Annotated in this window: 22 protein-coding genes; 10 read left to right on the plus strand and 12 right to left on the minus strand. The window is 50.6% G+C overall.

Features of this window, described 5'->3' with window-relative positions; translation table 11 throughout:
• Positions 1–92: 92 nt before the first annotated feature.
• Positions 93–989 carry an oxygen-dependent coproporphyrinogen oxidase gene (hemF, locus tag EFA69_RS16740; RefSeq protein ID WP_123134223.1) on the plus strand — a complete coding sequence of 299 codons (897 nt, stop codon included), beginning with the start codon at positions 93–95 and terminating at the stop codon, positions 987–989.
• Between the two features lie 2 nt (positions 990–991).
• Positions 992–1,564, plus strand: a complete 573-nt coding sequence (locus EFA69_RS16745; RefSeq protein ID WP_123134224.1) for a phosphatase PAP2 family protein — start codon at positions 992–994, stop codon at positions 1,562–1,564.
• A gap of 64 nt (positions 1,565–1,628) precedes the next feature.
• Here EFA69_RS16745 and EFA69_RS16750 read toward each other — a convergent pair whose 3' ends face one another.
• Positions 1,629–2,216: a riboflavin synthase gene (locus EFA69_RS16750; RefSeq protein ID WP_123134225.1), complete on the minus strand. Its 588-nt coding sequence runs from the start codon at positions 2,214–2,216 to the stop codon at positions 1,629–1,631.
• 105 nt (positions 2,217–2,321) lie between these two features.
• Positions 2,322–3,728 (minus strand): sugar transferase, encoded by a 1,407-nt coding sequence (locus tag EFA69_RS16755; RefSeq protein WP_123134885.1) that lies wholly within the window; start codon positions 3,726–3,728, stop codon positions 2,322–2,324.
• A gap of 183 nt (positions 3,729–3,911) precedes the next feature.
• Here EFA69_RS16755 and EFA69_RS16760 point away from each other — a divergent pair, with 183 nt between their 5' ends.
• From EFA69_RS16760 to EFA69_RS16770, 3 genes are all read left to right on the plus strand, one after another.
• Positions 3,912–4,562 (plus strand): protein-L-isoaspartate(D-aspartate) O-methyltransferase, encoded by a 651-nt coding sequence (locus EFA69_RS16760; protein WP_123134226.1) that lies wholly within the window; start codon positions 3,912–3,914, stop codon positions 4,560–4,562.
• Positions 4,563–4,759: 197 nt separating this feature from the next.
• Positions 4,760–5,275 (plus strand): acyl-CoA thioesterase, encoded by a 516-nt coding sequence (locus tag EFA69_RS16765; RefSeq protein ID WP_123134227.1) that lies wholly within the window; start codon positions 4,760–4,762, stop codon positions 5,273–5,275.
• Between the two features lie 42 nt (positions 5,276–5,317).
• Complete coding sequence (locus EFA69_RS16770) at positions 5,318–5,938, plus strand: hypothetical protein (protein WP_123134228.1); 621 nt, start codon at positions 5,318–5,320, stop codon at positions 5,936–5,938.
• A 55-nt stretch (positions 5,939–5,993) separates the two neighbouring features.
• On the opposite strand, the gene EFA69_RS16775 is transcribed toward EFA69_RS16770, so the two are convergent.
• The 3 genes from EFA69_RS16775 to alaS all read right to left on the minus strand — a co-directional run bounded on the left by EFA69_RS16775 (position 5,994) and on the right by alaS (position 11,526).
• Positions 5,994–7,118, minus strand: a complete 1,125-nt coding sequence (locus EFA69_RS16775; protein ID WP_123134229.1) for a TlpA disulfide reductase family protein — start codon at positions 7,116–7,118, stop codon at positions 5,994–5,996.
• An 18-nt stretch (positions 7,119–7,136) separates the two neighbouring features.
• Positions 7,137–8,594 carry an Asp-tRNA(Asn)/Glu-tRNA(Gln) amidotransferase subunit GatB gene (gene gatB / locus EFA69_RS16780; protein WP_123134230.1) on the minus strand — a complete coding sequence of 486 codons (1,458 nt, stop codon included), beginning with the start codon at positions 8,592–8,594 and terminating at the stop codon, positions 7,137–7,139.
• Between the two features lie 310 nt (positions 8,595–8,904).
• On the minus strand, positions 8,905–11,526 hold the full coding sequence (gene alaS, locus EFA69_RS16785) for an alanine--tRNA ligase (RefSeq protein WP_123134231.1): 2,622 nt from the start codon (positions 11,524–11,526) through the stop codon (positions 8,905–8,907).
• Between the two features lie 269 nt (positions 11,527–11,795).
• Here alaS and EFA69_RS16790 point away from each other — a divergent pair, with 269 nt between their 5' ends.
• The 4 genes from EFA69_RS16790 to EFA69_RS16805 all read left to right on the plus strand — a co-directional run bounded on the left by EFA69_RS16790 (position 11,796) and on the right by EFA69_RS16805 (position 15,046).
• Entirely contained in the window at positions 11,796–12,134 is a 339-nt protein-coding gene (locus tag EFA69_RS16790) for a MerR family transcriptional regulator (RefSeq protein ID WP_123134232.1), read from the plus strand.
• 90 nt (positions 12,135–12,224) lie between these two features.
• On the plus strand, positions 12,225–13,343 hold the full coding sequence (gene dprA, locus EFA69_RS16795; RefSeq protein ID WP_245964612.1) for a DNA-processing protein DprA: 1,119 nt from the start codon (positions 12,225–12,227) through the stop codon (positions 13,341–13,343).
• A gap of 9 nt (positions 13,344–13,352) precedes the next feature.
• Entirely contained in the window at positions 13,353–14,213 is an 861-nt protein-coding gene (locus EFA69_RS16800) for a hypothetical protein (RefSeq protein WP_123134233.1), read from the plus strand.
• Positions 14,214–14,218: 5 nt separating this feature from the next.
• Positions 14,219–15,046 (plus strand): aminotransferase class IV, encoded by an 828-nt coding sequence (locus tag EFA69_RS16805; RefSeq protein WP_123134234.1) that lies wholly within the window; start codon positions 14,219–14,221, stop codon positions 15,044–15,046.
• Positions 15,047–15,099: 53 nt separating this feature from the next.
• Here EFA69_RS16805 and EFA69_RS16810 read toward each other — a convergent pair whose 3' ends face one another.
• The 5 genes from EFA69_RS16810 to EFA69_RS16830 all read right to left on the minus strand — a co-directional run bounded on the left by EFA69_RS16810 (position 15,100) and on the right by EFA69_RS16830 (position 19,596).
• Positions 15,100–16,299, minus strand: coding sequence for a dipeptidase (locus EFA69_RS16810; protein WP_123134235.1), 1,200 nt, complete (start codon positions 16,297–16,299; stop codon positions 15,100–15,102).
• Positions 16,300–16,407: 108 nt separating this feature from the next.
• Entirely contained in the window at positions 16,408–17,610 is a 1,203-nt protein-coding gene (locus tag EFA69_RS16815) for a threonine synthase (RefSeq protein ID WP_123134236.1), read from the minus strand.
• A gap of 68 nt (positions 17,611–17,678) precedes the next feature.
• The gene (locus EFA69_RS16820) at positions 17,679–18,584 is read right to left on the minus strand and encodes a LysR family transcriptional regulator (protein ID WP_123134237.1); all 906 of its coding nucleotides are present in this window, start codon (positions 18,582–18,584) and stop codon (positions 17,679–17,681) included.
• Between the two features lie 35 nt (positions 18,585–18,619).
• Positions 18,620–18,979 (minus strand): cupin domain-containing protein, encoded by a 360-nt coding sequence (locus tag EFA69_RS16825; protein WP_123134238.1) that lies wholly within the window; start codon positions 18,977–18,979, stop codon positions 18,620–18,622.
• 275 nt (positions 18,980–19,254) lie between these two features.
• Positions 19,255–19,596 carry a hypothetical protein gene (locus EFA69_RS16830; protein ID WP_123134239.1) on the minus strand — a complete coding sequence of 114 codons (342 nt, stop codon included), beginning with the start codon at positions 19,594–19,596 and terminating at the stop codon, positions 19,255–19,257.
• 346 nt (positions 19,597–19,942) lie between these two features.
• On the opposite strand from EFA69_RS16830, the gene EFA69_RS16835 reads away from it, so the two are divergent.
• On the plus strand, positions 19,943–21,424 hold the full coding sequence (locus EFA69_RS16835; protein WP_123134240.1) for a nicotinate phosphoribosyltransferase: 1,482 nt from the start codon (positions 19,943–19,945) through the stop codon (positions 21,422–21,424).
• A 57-nt stretch (positions 21,425–21,481) separates the two neighbouring features.
• Here the strand turns inward: EFA69_RS16835 and pncA are convergent, their stop codons facing one another.
• The gene (gene pncA / locus EFA69_RS16840) at positions 21,482–22,093 is read right to left on the minus strand and encodes a bifunctional nicotinamidase/pyrazinamidase (protein WP_123134241.1); all 612 of its coding nucleotides are present in this window, start codon (positions 22,091–22,093) and stop codon (positions 21,482–21,484) included.
• Between the two features lie 102 nt (positions 22,094–22,195).
• Entirely contained in the window at positions 22,196–22,816 is a 621-nt protein-coding gene (locus EFA69_RS16845; protein WP_245964613.1) for a peptidoglycan recognition protein family protein, read from the minus strand.
• Between the last annotated feature and the right edge of the window lie 22 nt (positions 22,817–22,838).

Here is a 22,838-nt window from a genome sequence, read left to right on the forward strand (position 1 = left end):
TCTGCCATAAAGCAAAACGGAGAAATGATGGGCCTCTCCTATTTTAAGCCTATTTTTGCCAAAAAAGCTCTAAAACAGCAAATACTTCATTCATGAGAGATACGATTCAAACTTGGTTTAAGTCATTTCAGGAGCGCCTTTGCCAGCAGCTGGAAGCCTGCGACGGGGTAGCCACCTTTCAGGAAGACCTTTGGGAACGTCCCGGCGGCGGCGGCGGGGCGGCCCGCGTGATTCAGAATGGGGCGGTTTTTGAGAAAGGCGGCGTGAACTTCTCGGCGGTGGAGGGGGAATTACCCGAGAAAGCGGCCCGAGGACTTCAGCTACCAGATCCCCACTTCTTCGCCACCGGCGTTTCGGTGGTGATTCATCCGCGCAACCCGCACGTGCCCATTACGCACATGAACGTCCGCTATTTTGAGGCGGGTAACGGCGAGGCCTGGTTTGGCGGGGGCATTGACTTGACGCCTATCTATGTGAACAAAGCCCAAGTACAGTTCTTCCATACCCAATTGAAAAAGACGTGTGATCTGTTCCAGCCCAATTATTACCCGGATTTCAAACGCTGGGCCGACGATTATTTCTACATCCCGCACCGCGAAGAAACCCGTGGCGTGGGCGGCATCTTCTTTGACCGTCTCACGCCAACGCCTGACATTAGCCTAGCCCAGCGCTTCGCCTTTGTACAGGCCGTGGCCGATACTTTCGCGCCTACCTATACTGCCATTGTGAATCAGAACAAAGATTTGCCTTTTACCCCTGAGGAAAAAGAATGGCAACTGATCCGGCGCGGGCGCTACGTGGAGTTCAACTTGGTGAATGACCGGGGCACCAAATTCGGATTGGAAACTAACGGCCGTACAGAGTCCATTCTCATGAGCCTGCCACCGCTGGCCAGCTGGCACTACAGCCACCAGCCTGCCGCCGGCACCCCGGAGGCGGAAGCCTTGGCCTGTTTCCGGAAAGGGATTGATTGGGTTAACGCCGAGTAACCATGGATGAACTCATTTCCTTTGACCAGTCCCTCTTTCTGGAATTGAACAGCCACCACTCTCCTTTCTGGGACACAGTCATGACGCTGATCTCCAACAAGTATGTCTGGTTTCCGTTTTACGCGTTGCTGATTGGCCTGTTTATTTATTTCTATAAGCGGAAGGGTTACCTCATGGTGTTGTCTCTGGCCGCCAGTGTGGGCTTGGCTGACTTTGTTTCCTCTGGAATCTTGAAACCGTTCTTCGGCCGGCTCCGGCCTTGCCATGACCAGCTCATCAATGCCAGCGTAAATGCCGTGGACGGCTGCGGCGGGCTTTACGGGTTTGTTTCTTCGCACGCGGCCAATGCGTTTGCCGTTGCGGTTTTTGTACTGCTGTTGCTCCCCAAAAACCAGTGGATCTTTAAGGTGCTGCTCCTGATCTGGGCCATGGCCATCTCTTACAGCCGCATCTACCTGGGCGTGCATTATCCCGGTGACATTACGTTTGGGGCAGCTATTGGCGTGGGCGCCGCCTACTTAGGGATGTACTTCTACCAAAAAATCTCGCAGAAGTACACCTTCTGGCAAAGGTAAAGCCCCTGCTGTCTCCACTTGCGTTTAGGGGCTGTTTTTTGAAAAACAGCCCCTAAACGCATTTTTATTTTTGTAGCAGCCGGGCTACGTACTTGCCAATAATGTCAAACTCCAGATTTACCTGATCGCCGGGCTTAACCGTGTGAAGATTGGTGAACTCATAGGTATACGGTATAATGGCCACCGAAAAGAAGTCAGCGCCCGACTCCACTACCGTTAAGCTGATGCCGTTCACGCAGATAGAACCTTTCTCTACGGTGACATTTCCCGCCGCCTGCGGCTGATAAGAGAACCGGAACAGCCAACTGCCTTGCTGGTCTGTCACCTCCTCACAGATGCCTACCTGGTCTACGTGCCCCTGCACAATGTGTCCGTCATACCGGCTATTGGCGAGAAGACACCGTTCCAGATTCACCTTGTCCCCCGGTTTTAACTGACCCAGGTTAGTTCTGGAGAGAGTTTCCGCAATGGCGGTAACGGTATAGGTAGAATCTTCTATGGCTACCACCGTAAGGCAAACCCCGTTGTGGGCCACACTTTGGTCTATTTTCAGTTCCTGGGTAAAGGGGCAGCGTAAGGTGAAGTGCCGGTTGGCTTGTTCATCTCTTATGGCTACTACCTCTGCCTGCGCTTCTATGATACCTGTGAACATGTTTTCTGATATAAAATTCCAAAAATTGAAAATGAGTAAATTTGAAGATTAATAAACGAAGAAGGTGACGTGATTTTCAAAAAATCCCATCTACAAATCTTCAAATTACTTTCCTCTTCCCTGAATGATGATTTTAATGGTGTAGAGCATCACCCTGAAGTCCATGGCCAGGGACATGTTCTCAATGTAGAGGATGTCATACTTAAGGCGTCTCACCATTTCCTGCACGTTCTGGGCGTACCCAAATTTAACCTGCCCTAATGAAGTGATACCGGGTCTTACCCGTTGCAGGTGCTTGTAATGCGGGGCTTGCTCAGTAATTAGATCAATAAAATACTGCCGCTCGGGCCTTGGCCCCACTAAGCTCATATCCCCTTTTAAGACGTTATAGAACTGCGGAAGTTCATCTAACCGCACTTTGCGCATGAACCGGCCAAATTTGGTCACTCTTGGATCATCATCTGACGAAAGCGCCGGCCCCGTTTTCTCCGCGTCTGTGTACATACTCCTGAACTTGTAGATATAGAAAGGCTTGCCTTGCCAACCCACCCGTTCCTGCTTGAAGAACACTGGCCCTGGAGAAGAAATCTTGACCATTATTGCCAGAAACGCGTAAAGCGGCGATAAGAAAACTAAAATGAGCACGGAGGCAGCAAGATCAATGAACCGCTTGAGCAGCTCCTGCCAAAACGGCATCAGATCGCGCTTCATCTCAATCAAAGGAGTTCCAAACAAGTGCGCCACTTTCACTGAACCTAACAGGATCTGGTACACATCCGGAAGAATACTAATCCTCACATTCTCACCTTCCAGTGAACTCAGAATTTGCTCAATCAACTTGTGCTCAGAGGGTTCAATGGCAATAATAACCTCCTGTATCTCATATTCTGTAATGACAGAGGGTAAGGTATGGAATGACCCTAAAGAAGGTATCTGTTCCTGGAAGGAATGGGGCTGTGACAGCTCACTCTGCACAAAACCCACAATGCGCATGCCTAAGTGTCGGTTGTTACTTTCGAGTTCATCGTACACTTCCCGGGCGTTTGCGCTACTGCCTACCACTACCGTATTGAAATAAATCTTTCCGTTGAACACCAGTTTCTTCAGATGACTCAGCACGGCGGTCTTAATCACAAAAGAGAAAAGGAAGTGCAGCAGGAAGTAGGTTCCAATGGGTTTGGTATAGATATGAAACCGGTTTACGTCTGGGTCCTCAAAGAGAAAAGCCAGGTAGATAACCATTGCCCCGCCCAAAGAAATACCGGCCAATAGCACCACTTCCTTAAACCTGGACAGGCGATAAATATTACGGTAGCGGCCTAAGAGCGCATACAGAATTACCCAGGAAGAGGCAATCATGAATGAACGTACTACAAACTCCTGCGTGAAGGACGTGGCAAGGTCAACGAATAGATACGTATTGGAAAAATAAAAGACTGTCCAGGCGAGGAAGGCTGCTATAAAATCACCTAGTACAACTTTATAGATATGTAGGTTACGGGGTAACGGCATGGAATCAATTAAAACAGGGCTCCTGATATATAGCTCCATTTGCTCGCAAAGCTACAATCATTTTCTAAAATGATGCTGCCAAAATGAAATATATGCTGTTTTAAGAGCCTATTCGCTATTTTCGCCCTGCACTTGGTGCAAACTCGTCTTTACAACGTATAACATGTATTATCTGGTCTACTTATGCTCATAGACAGTTACCGCCATAAAGGAATGCGCAAAAGCTTGGTGCGCGTTGTCCAGGAAAAGGGAATCAGAGACAGAAAAGTGTTGCAGGCGCTGGAGGAGGTTCCCCGGCATTTCTTCTTTGAGAAGGCTTTTCTGGAGCAGGCCTATCAGGATAAAGCTTTTCCCATTGGCGAAGGCCAGACCATCTCACAGCCCTATACCGTAGCCTACCAGACGGAGCTGCTGGAAGTGCAGCCCACCGACCGAGTACTGGAAATTGGAACCGGCTCAGGCTACCAATGCAGTATTCTGCTGCAGCTTACCCCGCACGTGTACACCATTGAATACAATGAAGTACTGTACCACAAAGCCAATAAACAGTTCCAACTCATGGGCCTGTCGCCGTTCACGTTCCTGGGCGATGGCTCTGAAGGATTGCCTCAGCATGCCCCCTACCATAAAATAATTGTGACGGCAGGCGCTCCCATCATCCCCAAAACGCTGCTGCGCCAACTCACGGTGGGCGGCAAACTGGTTATTCCCGTAGGTGACACCGCCCAGCAGAAAATGCTAAGGATAACCCGCGTGGCCGAGGACGAATTCACCAAAGAGGAGTTTGACACTTTCAAGTTTGTGCCGCTCCTGGGCAAGCAAGGCTGGAAGTAATCTACCATAACAGGAGATGGCGTTTAGGGGCTCTTTTTCCAAAAACAGCCCCTAAACAGGAATACCCATACTCAAATCTCCGCCAAGGGAGCCGTTAAAGATTTCTATAATTTCCTGCGGAAGAGTGCGCCCAAAGATTTCATGGGCATAAGCGTATTCTGCCGTATCTTTACCGTCAATTCATCACACTCTCTAGTATGCGTAAGCAAAAATTCGTAAAGGACTCCTATGTAAGGATGACCGAATTGGTCCTGCCCAATGACACCAATACCCTCAATAATCTGATGGGGGGGAAAATGATGCACTGGATGGACATTGTATCGGCGATTGCCGCCCAGAAACATTCTAACCGCATTGTGGTAACGGCCTCCGTTGACAATGTCTCGTTCAAAGAGAGTATCAAATTAGGAAACGTAGTGACGCTGGAAGCCCAAGTGACCCGCGCCTTCAGCACCTCCATGGAGGTTCACATAACGGTATGGGCCGAGGATATCCCTTCCGGTACCAAAGTGAAATCAAACGAGGCCTACTTCACGTTTGTGGCCCTTGATGAGAACGGCAACGCCGTGCCAGTGCCGGAAGCCACCCCAGAAACTGATGAGGAAAAGGAAAAATACGCCGGAGCGCTGCGCAGACGTCAGTTGCGCCTGATCCTGGCAGGCCGCATGAAACCCAATGACGCCAACGAGCTGAAATCTATCTTTAATCTGTAGGTTCAGTTTTGGGCTATTTTTGAAAAAACACCCTCTAAACGCATGTCTACGTCTCTTCCTGAACTTACTTTTCTGCAGCAGCTCTTTGAGCAGGACACGCTTTACGTCATTCCTGAAGAATTCAAGGCGGCGGCACCGGCTGCTCAGGACTTTTCTAGTGCTCAGGAGGCTCAGCCTGCCCAAGTTGCGGCAGCCGCTACCGCGGTGGCTCCTAAACTAACCGAACAGGCACCCGCACCATTGGCTGCTCCCGCTCCGGCAGAAAGAGCCCCTATAGAATGGTTCGGCGAAGCCGTGAAAGGGACGTACTTGTTGTTTGGGGTTTCTGAACAGGAGTTTAAGCAGGCAGCGCAACATGTTTTCCTGCAGAAAGTATTAGCAGCGGTAGGCCTCACCACCCAGCAGGTGAAGTTTGGGAATCTGTCGCCGACGATGGTGCATGATGTGAAGGAAATTGCGCAGCAGCAACAGGCCCAACACATCCTGTTATTCGGGCAGGGCTTGCCGGTGGCTAACCTGTCACGGCTGGAGTTCTACCGCATGTACAGGTTTGAGAACACCCGTTTTGTACTGGTAGACGCGCTGGAAGACATTGAGAAAAGCGTAGAGCTTAAAAAGAAGCTCTGGGACGTGTTGCAGAAGATTTTCCTTCAGCAGAACTGAAAAAAGAAAGGCTGCCGTTCTACAACGGCAGCCTTTTTTATAAGCTTGAGCTAAACTATTGCAGCAAAGAAGCCAGTTTCTCTTCCAGGGCAGTTCCCCGCAAGTTTTTAGCGATGATCTTGCCTTCCTTGTCCAGCAGCACGGTTTGCGGGATGGCGGTTACGCCGTAAAGGGTGGCGGCGCTGCTTTCCCAACCTTTCAGGTCAGAAACGTGCGGCCAGGTGAGTTTATCGTTCTCAATGGCTTTCAACCATTTGGCGCGGTCCTGGTCCAGACTCACCCCGAAAATTTCGAAACCTTTGTCTTTGTACTTGTTGTACATGCGCACCACGTTGGGGTTCTCCTGGCGGCACGGTCCGCACCAGCTGGCCCAGAAATCAATGAGCACGTATTTGCCGCGCAACGATGCCAGGGAAATCTCCGGCCCCTGAGGCGAAGGCAGTTTGATATCTGGGGCAGCGCTGCCCAGGGCGGTACTGCGCAACTGACCTAAACGCGCGTCTAAGGCTTTGGTGTATTTAGAATTAGGCAGCGCCTGCTTGAAAGCGACAGACATGCTGTCTACGAACGGGAAATGCTCCTCCAGGTTAAGGATGTTGCCCGCCGTGTACACAGACACCACTGACCCAGGATTGGCCTTTACTAAATCTTTCAGCTTGTTCTGGTTCGTGCGCTGGATGTCCATGAACTGGTCCTGCAGCTTGCGCATTTCCTCCTGGTTACCCGCCGAAGATGCCTGCTGAAACTGCTGGTTCAGGGCGGAAACGCCTTGCTGCATTTCCTGCATGATGCCGTTCAACTGCTGAATCAGCTCAGAATCTTTGGAGCCTTTCACGGTATAGGTTTGGGCTACTTTACCGGAGTCGGCGGTGATCTCAATGGACTGATTGTCTACCACCAGCATAATGCCTTCTTTGTTCTCAAAGCCCAGTTTATAAATAGCTGGCTCGGCTACTGTACCTTCCATTACAAACGTGCCGTCTTTCTTGATTTCGGCGGTGTCTTTGGGTACGAAGGCTTGCTCTCCCAGCTCATCTAAGTAGACTTTGCCGGTGGTCATGTTGTTGATTTTACCCGAGATGCGGTAGGTTTTATCCGTGTCTCCGGTAGCTACTCCTTTTTTTTGGCAGGCTCCCAACACCGTTAAGGCGGTGGCTGCCAATAGAATCTGTTTCTTCATATTCTTCTGTAGATAAGCCTATCTATCTAAGCTCTCTTTCAATAACTTATTTGCCAGTTTGGGGTCAGCTTTCCCTTTGGTCTGTTTCATGAGATCGCCCATGAACATGCCCAGCAGCGAAGCTTTGCCCGCCTTATACTCCGCTACCTTGGCAGGATTAGCCGCCAGCACGCTGTCAATGATGGACTGCAACGCGCCCTCGTCTGACTCCTGCACCAGGTTCTGCTCGGTAGCAACCTGCTGAGCGTCTTTCTGGGGGTGCTCCAATAGATACGGGAAGATCTGCTTGGCGGCTACGGTATGGCTCACTTTGTTGCTGTCTACCAAGGCAATGATTCCGGCAATTTGCTCCGGCTTCAGCGGGAAAGCCGACATGGACAAGGTCAACTCGTTCAGGTATGACTTTACCGGACCGGTGATCCAGTTGGCAGCTGCTTTGTAGTTCTGGGTGTGCTGGCACAGTGCATCAAAATAGAGCGCTATTTCCTTGCTGTCTATGAGCACGTTGGCATCATAATCTGAAAGGCCGTACTCCTGGGTGAAGCGGTGGTACAGTTCCTGCGGCAGCGCGGGCATGCTTTCTTTCACGGAATTCAGCCACTCCTCAGAGATAATGACCGGCGGAAGGTCCGGCTCCGGGAAGTAGCGGTAGTCGTTCATGGTTTCTTTGGAGCGCATGCCGGTGGTGGTGCCGGTATTGGCATCAAAGTTACGCGTCTCAGAGTCAACCGTTCCGCCATTCTCCAGAAGCTCAATCTGCCTGTCAATCTCGTGCTCAATGGCGCGTTGAACGTTCCGGAAGGAGTTCATGTTCTTCACCTCCACCTTGGTGCCCCACTTGCTGGCGCCTTTCTTCATCACCGAGATGTTGGCGTCGCAGCGCAAGGAACCTTCCTCCATGTTGCCATCGCAGATCTCCAGGTACTGCACCAGTTTCTTGATCTGAGTCAGGTAGGCATACGCTTCCTCTGAGTCTCTGATATCGGGCTCCGACACAATCTCAATCAGCGGCGTTCCGGCGCGGTTCAAATCCACCAAGGTCTCGGTTTCCCCGGCCAAGTGCATGGATTTTCCGGCATCCTCTTCCATGTGGATGCGGGTGATGCCAATGCGCTTCTCACCGCCGTCCTTGGTTTTGATGTCCATGTAGCCCTTGGTGCAGATAGGCGTTTTGTCCTGCGTGATTTGATACCCTTTGGGAAGGTCTGGGTAGAAGTAGTTCTTGCGCGCGTAGAGGTTGTGGCGTCTGATCTCAGAATTGGTGGCCACTCCCATTTTCATGGCCATTTCCACCACTTTCTTGTTCACGCGGGGCAACGTACCCGGATGGCCCAGGGTAATCACGCTCAGGTTGGTGTTCGGCATCATGCCGTATTCGGTAGAGTCTGACGAATAGGCCTTGCTCTCGGTGAGCAACTGCGCGTGCACCTCCAAACCGATGATGGCTTGGTATTGGGAACGGATGTCTTCGTTCATGTTTTGTTTCGTATCAAGTATCGCGTAGCAAGTAGCAGGACTTTTCTGCGCGATTTCTGTTTTGGGTCTATTTTCTGAAAAACAGCCGCTAAACGGCTATTGTTTCTATTTTTTATTTTCTGGCTTTTCCTGGCGCGAGTCTCTGACTCGTGCCGATGATGAATGGAGTCTCCAGACTCCCTTTGTTCTCTTTGTGGTTCCCGGCGAGTCTGGAGACTCGCTTCACCTTTAGTCACGAGTCAGAGACTCGCGCCAGATGTTTTCTGTTTTCCGGCTGTTTTCTGAAAAACAGCCCCTAAACGCAGAATGGTTATGACAACAAACCTTCCGCTTTGGCGAGGGCGGCATCTAAACCAGCCACTTCCTTGCCGCCGGCCGTAGCGTAGAACGGTTGTCCGCCACCACCGCCTTTGATTTCCTTGGCCAGCTCTTTCACCATCTGCACGGCGTTAAGTCCTTTGCCTGAAACCACTTCGTCAGACAGCATAACGGCCAGCTGGGGTTTTCCGTCTACATCGGCAGCTAGAACCAGTACCAAGTTGTCAACCACCGAGCGTAAATCAAACGCCAGTTTCTTGAGGTAATCTGCGTTGCTCACTTCTACTTTGGCCGACAAGAAGTTTACCCCGTTCACCACGCGTACTTGTGAAGCCAGCTTTTCTTTCTGGGCAGTCACCTGCTTCAGTTCAAAAGCTTCCAGTTGCTTGCGGAGGGCGGAGTTTTCGTCCTGCAGTTTCTCAATGGCTTTGCCGAAATCCTTCTGCACGCCCAACAGCTGCTTCACCTCCTCGAATTGTGAAATCTGCTCGTCCACATATTCCTCGGCAACATCGGCGGTGATGGCTTCAATTCTTCTCACGCCCGCGGCTACCGAGCTTTCGTTCACAATCTTAAAGAAGCCGATGTTACCGGTGTTCTGCACGTGAATACCGCCGCAAAGTTCAATGGAGTAGTCTTTGTTAAAGGTAATAACCCGCACAAAATCGCCGTATTTCTCCCCGAACAGTGCGGTAGCACCCAATTGCTTCGCTTCTTCAATAGGCACATTACGGCGCTCGTCTTTCTCAATGGATTCCCGGATGCGCTCGTTCACAATATGCTCCACCTCGCGCAGCTGCTCTTCGGTTACCTTAGTGAAGTGCGAAAAGTCAAAACGCAAGAGTTTATCACTCACCAAGGAGCCTTTCTGGTTCACGTGGTCGCCTAGAACTTGCTTCAACGCCGCATGTAATAAGTGCGTAGCCGAGTGGTTCTTCTTGATGAGGGCGCGGCGCTTGCTGTCCACTTTGGCTTTCAGCGGAGCCTCTAAATCTTTGGGCAATTCTGCGGTGATGTGCAGAATGAGGTCGTTCTCTTTTTTGGTGTCCAGCACCTTCACGTTGCCCGCCGCAGATTCCAACACACCAGTATCACCTACCTGTCCGCCGCTTTCAGCGTAGAACGGCGTGCGGTCCAGCACTACGTGGAATTCCTTTTTGTTTTTAGCGGTCACCTGACGGTAACGTACCACACGGGCTTCTACTTCTTCGGCGTCATAGGCCACCCACTCGGTCTCCACATCTGGTTGCAGCACCACCCAGTCGCCTTGCTCGGTGGCGGCGGCGTTGCGGGAGCGGTTTTTCTGCTGCTCCATCTCAGTGGTGAAACCAGCTTCGTCAATGGTAAAGCCATTTTCTTTGGCAATGAGCGCCGTTAAATCCAGCGGGAACCCGAAGGTGTCATACAATTCAAAAGCAGTTTTGCCGTCAATGGTGTTGCCGTTCGCTTTGAAGGTTTCATTTAGTGACTCCAGACGTTTCAGGCCGTTTTCCAGCGTGCGTAGGAAAGCATTCTCCTCTTCCTCAATCACGCGCTGCACAAAGGCCTGCTGAGCTTTGAGTTCAGGGAACGCAATCGCCAGTTGGTCGGCCAGAACGGGAACGATGGTGTTCAGGAACGGCTTCTTGAAGTTCAGGTAGGTGAAAGAATACCGCACCGCGCGGCGCAGAATTCTTCTAATCACATAACCCGCCTTGTTGTTGCTTGGCAATTGTCCGTCCGCAATAGTGAAGGAAATGGCTCTGATGTGGTCGGCGATAACGCGAATGGCAATGTCTGTCTTCTCGTTTTGGCCGTACACCACGCCTGCCTCCTGGGCAATAAATTGAATGAGCGGCTGGAAAACGTCGGTGTCATAGTTAGACTGTTTGCCCTGGATGGCCATGCACAAACGCTCGAAGCCCATGCCCGTATCTACGTGCTGCGCAGGGAGTTTCACCAAAGAACTATCGGCTAAGCGGTTGAACTCCATGAACACGTTGTTCCAGATTTCCACCACCTGCGGGTGGTCATTGTTCACCAGAGATTTTCCATCCACTTGGGCGCGTTCTTCGTCAGAGCGTAGGTCCACGTGGATCTCTGAACAAGGTCCGCACGGGCCGGTATCGCCCATTTCCCAGAAGTTGTCCTTCTTGTTGCCCATCAAGATGCGGTCTTCGGCAATCATGGTCTTCCAGATATCATACGCTTCCTGGTCCATGGGCAGGTTCTCAGAAGCATCGCCCTGGAAAACGGAAACGTAGAGCCGGTCTTTGGGCAGCTTGTACACCTCGGTCAATAACTCCCACGACCATCTCAGCGCATCCTGCTTAAAGTAGTCCCCGAAAGACCAGTTGCCCAGCATCTCAAACATGGTGTGGTGGTAGGTGTCATAGCCTACTTCTTCCAGGTCGTTGTGCTTGCCAGACACGCGCAGACATTTCTGCGTATCGGCCACGCGGGCGTATGGTGCGGGTTTGTTGCCCAGAAAATAGTCTTTGAACGGCGCCATGCCCGAGTTGATGAACATGAGCGTAGGATCGTCTTTCACCACAATGGGCGCCGATGGCACAATCTGGTGGCCTTTGGAGGCGAAGAAATCGAGGAACTGCTGGCGTATCTCGGCGGAGGTCATGTATTTAAATAATAGCTTCTAAATAGGAGGCGCAAGGTATTGTAAATGCGAAAGAAAAAGCGAATTTTTGCCTTTTCAGCGCGCATTGCCTCCATTGCAAAAGTAATCTTTTTTGCCAAATTGCGGCGGTTGTGCCTGCGTTTTAAGCCTGTTTTTCAGAAAACAAGGCAAAAACAGATGAGTTCTGAGTTCTGAGTCTTGAGTCCTGAGTCAGTCCAAGAAATTCCCAGTCTCAGAACTCAGAACTCAAGACTCAGAACTTTACAGCAGTGCCTTACAAAGAACGCGATATAGAAAAACAGTACTATAGCATTGGCGAAGTGGCCGCCATGTTTGACGTTGCCCCCTCCCTCATTCGGTTCTGGGAGACTGAATTTGACATTCTCAAGCCCAAGAAAAACAAGAAGGGCAACCGCCTCTTCTCCCCTAAAGACATTGATAACCTGCGCTTTGTGTACCACCTAGTAAAGGAACGTGGCTACACCATCCAAGGAGCCCGTGAAATGCTCAAAACCCGCGGGGTGCAGGCCCGCGAGAAGTTTGAGATGATCCAGAGCCTGGAGAAGGTAAAGGAATTCTTGATTAGCATTAAGTCACAACTGCCCTAAAAAGCCCTGAGTTCTGAGTGTTAACTAGAATCTTATTTCCCGTATACTCCAACTCAGGACTTAGAACTCAAGACTCAGAACTTACTTATTGTGTCGCAGGATCTTCTCTACCAGGTAGCTTTACCCATGATTCCCCAGGTGGGAGGCGGTACGGCGCGTATGTTGGTGAAGTACTTCGGCTCTGCCGAGAAAGTGTTCACGGCCCCCAAAGACGTGCTGGAGAAGGTGCCGCGCGTGGGTGATGCGCTGCTCAAGAAGATACTGGATCACCGGGCGGAAGCCTTGCGGCAGGCCGAGGAAGTAATCAGGCGGGCGGAGAAAGAGGAGGTACAGCTGCTGTATTACACCAACCCACTCTACCCAGACCGCCTGCGCGATTTACCAGATGCCCCGCTCCTGCTCTATTATAAAGGAAACGCAGACCTTAATGCCTCTAAAGCCATTAGTGTGGTGGGCACGCGCAAAAGCACCGACTATGGCCGGGTGGTGACGGAGCAACTGATTGAGGGATTGGTGCAGCATGAAGCTTTGATCATCAGTGGTCTGGCCTTCGGGATTGACATTATGGCCCATAAAGCAGCCATGAAATTCGGATTGCCTACTGTAGGCGTCATGGCCAACAGCGTGGAGACGGTTTATCCCGCGGCCCACCAGCGCGACGCGGAGAAAATGCTACAGAACGGCGGTTTGCTTTCTGAGTTTCCATTTGGCACCAAGCCTGATGCCCCACGGTTTCCGGCCCGCAACCGCATCATTGCCGGCATGTCTGACTGCACCATTGTGGTGGAATCTACCAGCAAGGGCGGTTCCCTCATCTCCGCCGACATTGCCCATAGCTATGACCGGGAAGTAATGGCGGTCCCCGGCCCCATCACCGCCGAAACATCCCAAGGGTGCAACCAACTCATCAGGAGCCTGAAGGCAGTGCCTTACACCAAACCCAAAGATTTAGAGGAACTTCTCAACTGGGATAAAGCGCTAACGCCAAACTCGGTACCCAAAGCCAGGGTGCCCGCTCTGGATTTAAGTGGATTTCCGGAGGAAGAACAGCGGGTACTGAGGGTTCTACACCAGGCCGGACCCACCCATATAGATGTGTTAAGTCGCCATACCCAGTTCTCCATGGGGCAGCTTTCCTCGGTACTGTTTACGCTGGAGATGAGCGGGGTGGTGAAAGCAATGCCGGGGAAACTGTTTATGTTATTATAATCCTCTTTAATGAAAAATGTGATTTTACTATTTCTGATTTTGGGGTTGCCTTACTTTGGTAAGGCTGAATCTTGTGATTTACCCCCGGTGGCCATAGAGTTTCTTCAGGCAAAGTATGTATTTTATGGAACCACAGGGAATAAGACATTTAATAAGGATTCAACCCAATATCTTTTAGATGTTACTGTCAAGCACCATTTAAAAAAAACTGCGCTAAGTCCTTCCCGTTTAACATTTGTATTTTCTACAGAAGTTTCTCCTGAATTTGCCCATCTTCCCTTCTTCAAAAGAGGCTATACATCAGGTGTCTCTTTTGTGATTTTTGCCCACCAATCCACTTCAGGCCTTATATTCTTTGAAAATTGTTCTAATACAGAGTCAGCTTCCTCGTTCTACAATATCAGGAAAGAACTTTTATACGAACTGGAAAGAGGAAATGAGGTAGAATTGGATAGTATTGTGTTCTCCGGTTTAACAGTAGGTAACCTTACGTCAAGCATGACTTATCCTGTTCCAATTGGAAGTCTGGATTCTGTACTGGCACCAATGAAAAATTTTATATTCAAAGATTATCAAAAAGATCATTATGAACCATTCGTGCTTTATATAAATGAATTAGGTGAACTTGAAAAAATCATTGCAATAAGAAATTCTAAGTACATGTCTTTCTTATACCATGATATTATTATATCAACATATGCTCCATTACCTAATATACCTACATTGTTACAAGAGGAAGTTATCAAAGCGCTGGCAAGGTATAGACACTGGAAGCCGGCTACCTTCTTAGGAAAACCGGTGAAATACCAAGCTTACTTTCAAGTTTTTCTAGAGAAAGATTACAAAGTTAAACCCTCTATAGTCCATTAATTTAAATGTTGTTATTAATCAACGGCCAACTTCTTCAGGAAAAAAAAGTTTTTCTGCACCTGAATAACCGGGCATTCCAATATGGCGATGGGTTCTTTGAAACAATTCTTCTGGAAAAAGGCCAGGTAAGGTTGTGGGCCGAGCATTGGGCTAGAATAGAGGAAGCCGCCGCAGCCTTATACTTATCCCTGCCAGCGGGACTTTCTGAGCGGGAATTACCACAACAAATCCTGGCCCTGGCGCAGCAGAACCAATGTACAGATTTAGCGAGGGTGAAACTTAAAATATGGCGGGCTGGAGAAGGCCTTTACACCCCGCAGACAGACACCGCCGAATGGTTGCTGACGGCCCAACCAACGTCCCCCCTTACGCAAACGCCCCTGCGGGTAGGCATCTGCCGAACGGTTCACACCATTCCCTCCCGTTTTTCATTCTTCAAAGGCATTAATTCTCCGGTGTATGTTTTGGCCAGTAGGGAGAAAACGAAACGCGGATTGGATGATCTCATCCTGCTGGACCCCAAAGATAATCTGGCCGAACTGACCTCGTCCAACCTGTTCTGGATGAAGGGGAATGTCCTGTTTACCCCTTCCCTGGAAACAGGCTGCGTTCATGGGGTCATGAGAAGATACCTCTTTGAGTGGGCCGCAGAAAATAATTGGGAAGTGCGGGAAGGATTATTCAGGCTGGAGGAACTGCAAAAGGCCGAGGCGCTCATGGCCGGCAACGTGACCGGTCTGCGAATCATTGAATATGTAGAGGATCAAATCCTTCCTTCGGCTACAGCAGCAGCTCGGCAACTAGTAGAGCAAATCAACCTTACCTTGGTCTGATTTCCGTTTAGGGGCTCTTTTTCCAAAAGCGGCCCCTAAACGGAAATTACTGCTTAATTTCTGGCCACTGTGGCGGGAGTGTTGGCCTCCCATACCCTGATGAAGTTTCCACCCAGAATCTTCTCCACATCTTTCTTCTTGTAGCCACGCTCTAGGAGCGCTTTGGTAATCAACGGATAGGTACTTACATCTTCCAAACCAATGGGGGTTGAACCGATGCCGTCATAATCAGAGCCAAGGCCAACATGGTCAATCCCCGCAATTTTCACGATGTGGTCTAAATGGTCTATCAGCAGCGAAAGCGGCGGATTGATAGAGGCCGCCTCTTCCGGATATTTTTTGTATAAAGTATTCTGCAAGGCAGATCCATTTATTCCTTTCTGCCTTAACGCTTTAATCTCAGCATCATGTTTCTGGATGAAGTCGTTCACGCGCTTGGGATATGCTCCATCCAGGAACTCTGAGAAGAAATTGAGGTGAATCACGCCCCCGTTTTTCCCTACGGCGGCAATCTGGGCATCAGAGAGGTTTCTGGAATGCGGGCTGAATTTAGCGGCGCAGCTATGGGAAACTAAGACTGGTTTGGTGGAGGTCTGAATGGCATCCCAGAACGTCTGTTCACCTACGTGCGACAAATCTACCAGCATCCCCAGCTCATTCATACGCCGTACCACCTGCTTCCCGAAGTCATTTAACCCTTTCTTGCCGTTGAAGCCAGTGCCTTTGGTTTCATCGGCGGCCGAGGATGCCCAGGAGGTGCTGTTGTTCCAGGTAAGGGTGAGGTAGCGTACCCCGCGGTTGTACAGGTGGTTGAGGTTGTCCAGGTTGTCTTCCATCATGTGCCCCCCTTCCACACCGGTGAGGGCGGCAATTTTCCGTGCTTTGATGGCATCCCGCATCTGCGCAGGCGTGTATACCATCTGGAGTTGATCAGGATTGCGGCGCACAATGGCTTCCAGCGTGTCAATCTGCTGGTTCGCGAAGGCAAAGGCACGGCCGGGGCCATAAGTCTCATCACAGAAAACCGCGAATACCTGCACGTCTACCCCTCCCTTTTTCATCCGGGCCAAATCGGTATGGGCTTTCCCGGTTAGATCCCGCTCCACTGAGTGCCCCTCCATGATAACCTGTGAGATAACATCATTGTGGGTGTCTACCAGAATAGCCTTTTGGTGCAGGCTTTGGTAAGATGTAGAACAGGAAGCAAGGAGACTGCCCGCAACAACTGCGAACAACGGTGAAGATACTTTCATGGGTGCAATAATAGGTTTAGTTGGGTAGCGCACCTAAGTATAGGAAAAACCACCCACTCCACCAATAATGTCTGGACATACCTTCTTCCGGCTGAACGTTAACGGGTGCTAAGCCTTGTATCTGCCCGCAATGTTTTCAAGGTATTTCTGACCAGAGCCGGTATTGAGCAGCAAAATCTTTTCTTCAGGCTTCAGCCAGCATTGGCGGAGTAATTTTCGGGCGCCCATCCAGACTGCGGCTCCTTCGGGGGCCACAAACAGGCCTTCCTTCTGCCCTAGTTCCCGCACGCCTTCCACCATCTCTTCCTCTGTGATGGCAATGGCAGTCCCTTCAGACTCCTGCAACACCTGTAACATAAGCGGTTCGCCTAGCGGACGAGGCACCGCCAGACCATTCGCCAGGGTGGGTAAGCCATTGTATTGCTGCGCATTTTCCTGGAGGCCCAGAAAGGTGTCTACCAGCGGTCTACAATTCTGGGCTTGTACAGCTACCATACGCGGCAGACGCACCTCCTGCGTTAGCCAGCCCAGCGCCCGCATTTCCTGAAACGCCTTCCAGATACCAATGAGACCGGTACCGCCCCCCGCCGGATACAAAATCACGTCCGGAAGCTCCCATTGCAACTGTTCGGCAATTTCATAGCCCATGGTTTTCTTTCCTTCCAACCGATAAGGTTCCTTGAGCGTGGAGACATCCAGCAACTGTCCGTCTTGGTTCATACTCCTGACCTTGGCGGCGCAGTCATGGATGAGCCCGTCCAGCAAGTGTACTTCGGCGCCGTACCAATAACATTCTTCCTTAAAGGCTTCAGGCGTGTGCCGGGGCATCACTACTACTGCCGGTAAATTGGCTTTTGCGCAATATGCCGCCATGGCTACGCCGGCGTTTCCTGCTGTGGGAATTATGCAGCCTTCGGCCCCAAGTTCCAGTGCTTTAGAGATAGCCATACTCAGCCCGCGGGCTTTAAAGGAGCCGGTGGGGTTCTGGCCTTCATCTTTCAGGAGCACATGCTCAAAGCCGTAAGCATTAGCCAGATTCTTCACTTCTATGATTGGGGTGAATCCTTCGCCCAGAGAAACCTTGAACTTGCCTTCCAGTACAGGTAATACTTCTGCGTAGCGCCACATGGTGCCTTCACGCCCCGTCAGTACAGATTTAGGCATCGCTTTTGGCAAGTCATACTGTGCCAGAAGAGGCATCTGGCAGCAGACAGACACACGCTGCATTACCTCATGTGAGGCTTGGCTCCCGCACCTGGAGCAGGTTAAACCGGCAATTCTACTGGTACTGGTAAGATCAGTTGTTGTCATAGCCTTATGGTGTTGCCCTGCAAGTAGGACATTGGTTATGACCTGATCAAATAGCGATTCGGGATAGCCTATTCCGTTTTGGAATATTGGCGCTTCATGAATTGAATGAAGTTTTTATAAGGCAGGTTATTTTCGGTACCTTTCCGTTGGATGAAGTTAAAGGTTCTGAATACTTCAAAGTCCTTGATCTTCACTTCCATCAACTCTCCGGAAGCCAGCTCATTTACCACTGCCTGTCTGGGCAAAAAGGCCATGCAGGTGTCTACCCGTACAAAGTTTTTGAGCGCCTCGGTACCGCCCAAACGTACCCGTACATTCAGGTGCGATAGCTTTACCCCGTGTTGCGCCAGCGCCTCCTCCAGTACTGCCAAGGTCCCGGAACCGGTTTCCCTGAGCGCGAGCGGAACCTGAAATAAGTCCTTCACTTCCAGTTCATGGCTGGTAAGCGGATTTCTGCGGGAGCAGACGGCAATCACTTCATCGGTGAGAAAAGGCGTATAGGTTACCTGACTTATTTTATTGATGCCTTCAATAATGCCCAAGTCAATGTCGTGGTCCAGCAAAGCTTTGAGAATGTTCTCGCTGTTCCGGTTTTTGAGGCTCAGGACCACCTGCGGGTTTTGCTGAAGGTATGCCGACAGCACCGGCGGTAGTACATACAGGGAGATGGTAGTGCTGGCTCCCAAGACCAGCGAAAACTGTGGCTGGTATCCATGGTTCATCAGGCGCAGTTCCTCATGCAGGTCGTTCTGGATGTGCTGAACCGCCTCCAGTTTCTGGAAAAGCAGTTTACCAGCCGGCGTGAGGCTCACGCTGTTACCATGTCTTTCAAACAGTCCGGTTTTATAATGATCTTCCAGCGCCTTGATCTGTTTACTGATAGCTGACTGGCTGATGTAGAGTAATTGGCTGGCTTTGGTGAAGCTCAACTGCCTTGCCACCTCATAGAAGAGAATATGTCTGTGTGAGATCATATAGGGGTATCAACGGGGAAGGGCATTCCAAGGCCTCAGATTTTGTGCAGAGTAGAACGGGTCAATTGACTTGTAACATTTCCGGTATTCACGGTGGAGGCGGGCTCAAACAGGAGAACACTCACCTCCTCATCGGCCACAGGCCGATGCTCCACTCCTCTGGGTACGATCAGAAATTCGCCGGCCTGCAGATCTACGGTTTTATCCCTGAACTCCATCTTGAATTTTCCTTCCACCACCAGAAACAGTTCATCTTCCTGTTCATGCTGATGCCACACAAATTGGCCTTTGAATTTTGCCAGCTTCACGTGCTGCCCATTGAGTTCGCCTACAATTCTGGGGTTCCAGTGGTCTGAGAAGAGGGCTAGCTTCTCCTGCAAGGTTACTTTCTCCATGGTGTGGGTTTTAATTTTGTCCTCAAGTGAAGGTACAGGATAGTCCCCATTTTTCAGCCATCAGCGGTCAAGAACTTCTTTCAAGAGCTGCCTATCCCGTTGGGGAGTTAGCCAAGCTTTCCGCAACTGCCGCAGCTGAACATGCCGTTTAGCGCCTCTTTTTCCGAAATAAGCCCTAAAACAGCTGCCTGCCCTAGCTCCCCTGAAAGCAAAAAGCCTCTCTGTACCAGAGAGGCTTTGCCTAATCTTTATACTTATTACTACTGGAGCTCTACCTATAGAGAAGCAGGTTTGCCGGTAACAGCGCTGCCTTCTTTCAGTTTCCGTTTCTTTTTCATCTGGTCGGCCAGCACGTATACATCACCGTATTCCTGGGAGAATTTCTCGGCGTCATATAAGATGGTGTCAATCTTGGAAACACTCTGCTGGTTCTCCTCTTTCTGAGTACCCATGATCTTATCCCAGAAAATGGTAATCATAGAAAGGAAGCAACCCACTGCCAAGTAGGCCAATACCCGCATAGCGGCTATGTCACTGTCATTGGAGGTAAACGCTATCACAAAGGTGCCAGCGAAGAAGGCAATGGCAATTACGGATGATAACTGTTCTCTTTTCATGGTTCCTAATGTTTATTGTTCCTGATTCTTTAAGACTTCGGATAACGCTTACTGTTATAAATACGCTTATCTGTCAGGAAAGTTACTAAAAATTCTTATACTATTACTAAAACTGATAATAATTTTGAATAAAAATCGTTTTAAATAGCCTTATTATAATATAGCAGGTTTTTAATAAATTCGATTCCAAGCCGCTGAGGCGGTTTCTATATACGCACTTGGGCTTGAGGTTCCTTGTATTGTTGTGCTCAAGTGAGAAAAAGACGTGAATATTTCTGGTTCGTTAGAAGATAGTTGCGTAGATAGCGGTAAAAATTACCCAATAACCTAGCAATAGACCACTCTCATGAATCTTACGCAGCGTTACCAGCTCTCTCTGGCCTTGCTCACCGACATGTACCAACTCACCATGGCCCAGGGCTACTGGAAAAAAGGAATGGCGGAGCAGGAAGCGGTGTTTCACCTGTACTTCCGGAAAAACCCTTTCAAAGGCGGCTATACTGTTAGTGCCGGACTGGCCGATGCCATTGATCTGCTCCGGCACTTCCAGTTTACTGCAACAGATCTGGACTACCTCCGCAGCCTCACCGGCAGCCAGGGACAGCCACTATTTGAGGAAGAATTTCTGGAGCACCTGCGCAAGCTCACGTTCAGTTGTGACGTAGATGCCATTCCCGAGGGAACGGTAGTTTTCCCAGACGAGCCGCTGTTGCGCATCAAAGGCCCCATGTTACAGTGTCAGCTTCTGGAAACACCTTTACTTACCATTCTCAATTTCCAGACATTAATTGCCACCAAAGCCGCCCGCGTGGTAGATGCCGCCCAGGGCGATAACGTGCTGGAGTTTGGCATGCGCCGCGCCCAGGGACCGGACGGAGCTTTGTCGGCGGCCAGGGCGGCGTTTATAGGAGGGGTGGGCGCTACGTCTAACCTGCTGGCCGGCCAGTTGTTCAACATCCCGGTGAAGGGAACCCACGCGCACAGCTGGGTGATGTCGTTTGACGAAGAACAGGAAGCGTTCAGGGCGTACGCCGATGTGTTTCCCCATGACTCCGTGTTCCTGGTAGACACTTACAACACGCTGGAGGGAATTAGAAAGGCCATTGACGTAGCTCAGAAAATGCGGGAGAACGGGCAGGAACTGAAAGGCATCCGGCTAGATTCCGGCGATTTAGCCTACCTCAGCATTGAAGGCCGGAAAATGCTGGATGAAGCGGGCTTCCCCGAAGTTTCTATTTTAGCCAGCAACGACCTGGACGAGCACCTCATCCAAAGCCTGAAACTGCAGGGCGCGAAGATTGACACCTGGGGCATCGGGACCAAAATGGTCACTGCCTATGACCAACCGGCGCTGGGCGGTGTTTACAAACTGGCCGCTTTCCGGCAATCTGGCGGCGAGTGGGAATACAAGCTGAAGCTTTCTGAGCAATTGATCAAGGTGTCTACGCCCGGCATCCTGCAGGTGCGCCGCTTTTACAAAGGCAACACCATTGTAGGTGACATGATTTACTCTGAGCCTTTGCAGATCAACGCCAGCGCCACCATGGTGCACCCCAATGACCCTACCCAACGCAAAAGCTTCTCTCAGGACTGCACCCACGAAGATCTGTTGGTGCCCATCTTCCGGACCGGAGAAGCCGTGTACTCCTCCCCTGACTTACCCGAGATCCAGAAGCGCACCAAGCAACAGCTCAGCCTACTGCACGAAACCTACCGCCGCTTCCTGAACCCCCACATCTACAAAGTAGGCCTGGAGGAACAATTGCACGAACTGAAAATGAACCTGGTGATTGAGCTGAGGAAAGGCGCGCAGAACGCGAAGGAATAAAGTAGTGGGCGTTTAGGGGCTGTTTTTGGAAAAAGAGCCCCTAAACGCAACAGGTAATTATTTCAGGAGATCCTGGCTTTGGACAAAGTGCCCGCCTTTGGCTAAGAGATCAGCTTTGGCTTTGGCGAAACCTTCCTGGTCTATGGCACGGGTGGCATCTTCTATGTAGTAAACCGCAAAACCTTCCTGCAAGGCATCTAAGGCCGTAAAATACACGCAGAAATCGGCGGCCAGGCCTAACAGGTATACTTCTGTGATGCCTCTGCCCCGCAGGTATTCGGCCAGGGCCGTAGACTTGAGGTGCCCGTTGTCATAGAATCCGCTGTAGGAATCTATCTTAGGGTTGGTGCCTTTCCGGAAGATGGCTTCTACCTGGTGCATCGCTAGAGCGGCGGAAAACTCGGCCCCAGCCGTCCCCTGCACGCAATGGTCTGGCCAGAGGACCTGATCCAGGCCGTGCAGCTGCGTCACCTCAAAAACCTTCTTGCCGGCATGCTGAGAGGCAAAGCTTTTATGGTTAGCCGGGTGCCAGTCCTGGGTTGCCACCACCAGATCAAACTGCGGTTGCAGCGCATTGGCCAGTGGGATAACCGCATCGCCCTGCGGCACCGCCAAAGCACCGCCCGGAAGAAAATCGTTCTGTAGGTCTATCAGAAGAAGAGCTTTCATAGCTGTAGTGGGTAAATCTGCTAGGTTCTGAATGCGTTAACGGGAAAAGGAATAGCTGGAGTTACCCTTCATGGTTTTCCTGACGGAAAAAAGGAGTGTATTCTACAATTTGCCGCTGTTCACCATGGCCCTGAGCTCCGGCAGCAGTTGGTACAGGTCTTCGCCGGGACAAGCGGTGGTGGCATTGTCTTTGTGCCCCGAAATATTGTCGCCGGAGATCTTCCAGCGTTTGGCAACCGCCAGCATGAGAGTTTTCAGGCTTTTGAGCTGCGCCTCGGTCACTTTCTCATTGTTGAAATTGCCCTCCAACACAATCAAAACGTGGCCCGAAGGATCATAAGGGGTGTTAGAGTCGCCCACATACTGCAACTGCCGACCTTCGCCAATGATACCGTCCACTGAAATGTAGAAATGGTAGGGCACATCGGCCCAGGGTTCTTTGATCCGACCATCGGAAAGAGGGCTGCGCTCCACTGAAAACTTCTGCAGGGCCTTGAGCTTCTGTTCCAGGGTGCGGCTGGCGTTTTGTTTGGTAGCAGTGTGGTGGATGGTGATTTTCTGCGGCACGTGCGTCTTCATGGGCAGTACAGGTTCCAAAGCTTCCCACTGGGCACGGGTTACCACAGGAACACCTTTGGGAATGGTAACAGTTTTGGCAGAACGGCAGGCGCCCAGGAGCAGCAACAGCGACAGGAAGCAGAGCGATTTTGTAGGTTTAAACATGGTTGGTGAAATGGTCAAGGTC

Source organism: Rufibacter immobilis, assembly GCF_003721565.1.
In the GTDB taxonomy this organism is placed as follows: Bacteria; Bacteroidota; Bacteroidia; order Cytophagales; family Hymenobacteraceae; genus Nibribacter; species Nibribacter immobilis.

Excerpts from the sequence above, each read along its gene's own strand:
- hemF (WP_123134223.1), top strand. The coding sequence starts at position 93 with ATGAGAGATACGATTCAAACTTGGTTTAAGTCATTTCAGGAGCGCCTT.
- EFA69_RS16745 (WP_123134224.1), top strand. The coding sequence starts at position 992 with ATGGATGAACTCATTTCCTTTGACCAGTCCCTCTTTCTGGAATTGAAC.
- EFA69_RS16750 (WP_123134225.1), bottom strand. The coding sequence starts at position 2,216 with ATGTTCACAGGTATCATAGAAGCGCAGGCAGAGGTAGTAGCCATAAGA.
- EFA69_RS16755 (WP_123134885.1), bottom strand. The coding sequence starts at position 3,728 with ATGCCGTTACCCCGTAACCTACATATCTATAAAGTTGTACTAGGTGAT.
- EFA69_RS16760 (WP_123134226.1), top strand. The coding sequence starts at position 3,912 with ATGCTCATAGACAGTTACCGCCATAAAGGAATGCGCAAAAGCTTGGTG.
- EFA69_RS16765 (WP_123134227.1), top strand. The coding sequence starts at position 4,760 with ATGCGTAAGCAAAAATTCGTAAAGGACTCCTATGTAAGGATGACCGAA.
- EFA69_RS16770 (WP_123134228.1), top strand. The coding sequence starts at position 5,318 with ATGTCTACGTCTCTTCCTGAACTTACTTTTCTGCAGCAGCTCTTTGAG.
- EFA69_RS16775 (WP_123134229.1), bottom strand. The coding sequence starts at position 7,118 with ATGAAGAAACAGATTCTATTGGCAGCCACCGCCTTAACGGTGTTGGGA.
- gatB (WP_123134230.1), bottom strand. The coding sequence starts at position 8,594 with ATGAACGAAGACATCCGTTCCCAATACCAAGCCATCATCGGTTTGGAG.
- alaS (WP_123134231.1), bottom strand. The coding sequence starts at position 11,526 with ATGACCTCCGCCGAGATACGCCAGCAGTTCCTCGATTTCTTCGCCTCC.
- EFA69_RS16800 (WP_123134233.1), top strand. The coding sequence starts at position 13,353 with ATGAAAAATGTGATTTTACTATTTCTGATTTTGGGGTTGCCTTACTTT.
- EFA69_RS16805 (WP_123134234.1), top strand. The coding sequence starts at position 14,219 with ATGTTGTTATTAATCAACGGCCAACTTCTTCAGGAAAAAAAAGTTTTT.
- EFA69_RS16810 (WP_123134235.1), bottom strand. The coding sequence starts at position 16,299 with ATGAAAGTATCTTCACCGTTGTTCGCAGTTGTTGCGGGCAGTCTCCTT.
- EFA69_RS16815 (WP_123134236.1), bottom strand. The coding sequence starts at position 17,610 with ATGACAACAACTGATCTTACCAGTACCAGTAGAATTGCCGGTTTAACC.
- EFA69_RS16820 (WP_123134237.1), bottom strand. The coding sequence starts at position 18,584 with ATGATCTCACACAGACATATTCTCTTCTATGAGGTGGCAAGGCAGTTG.
- EFA69_RS16825 (WP_123134238.1), bottom strand. The coding sequence starts at position 18,979 with ATGGAGAAAGTAACCTTGCAGGAGAAGCTAGCCCTCTTCTCAGACCAC.
- EFA69_RS16830 (WP_123134239.1), bottom strand. The coding sequence starts at position 19,596 with ATGAAAAGAGAACAGTTATCATCCGTAATTGCCATTGCCTTCTTCGCT.
- EFA69_RS16835 (WP_123134240.1), top strand. The coding sequence starts at position 19,943 with ATGAATCTTACGCAGCGTTACCAGCTCTCTCTGGCCTTGCTCACCGAC.
- pncA (WP_123134241.1), bottom strand. The coding sequence starts at position 22,093 with ATGAAAGCTCTTCTTCTGATAGACCTACAGAACGATTTTCTTCCGGGC.
- EFA69_RS16845 (WP_245964613.1), bottom strand. The coding sequence starts at position 22,816 with ATGTTTAAACCTACAAAATCGCTCTGCTTCCTGTCGCTGTTGCTGCTC.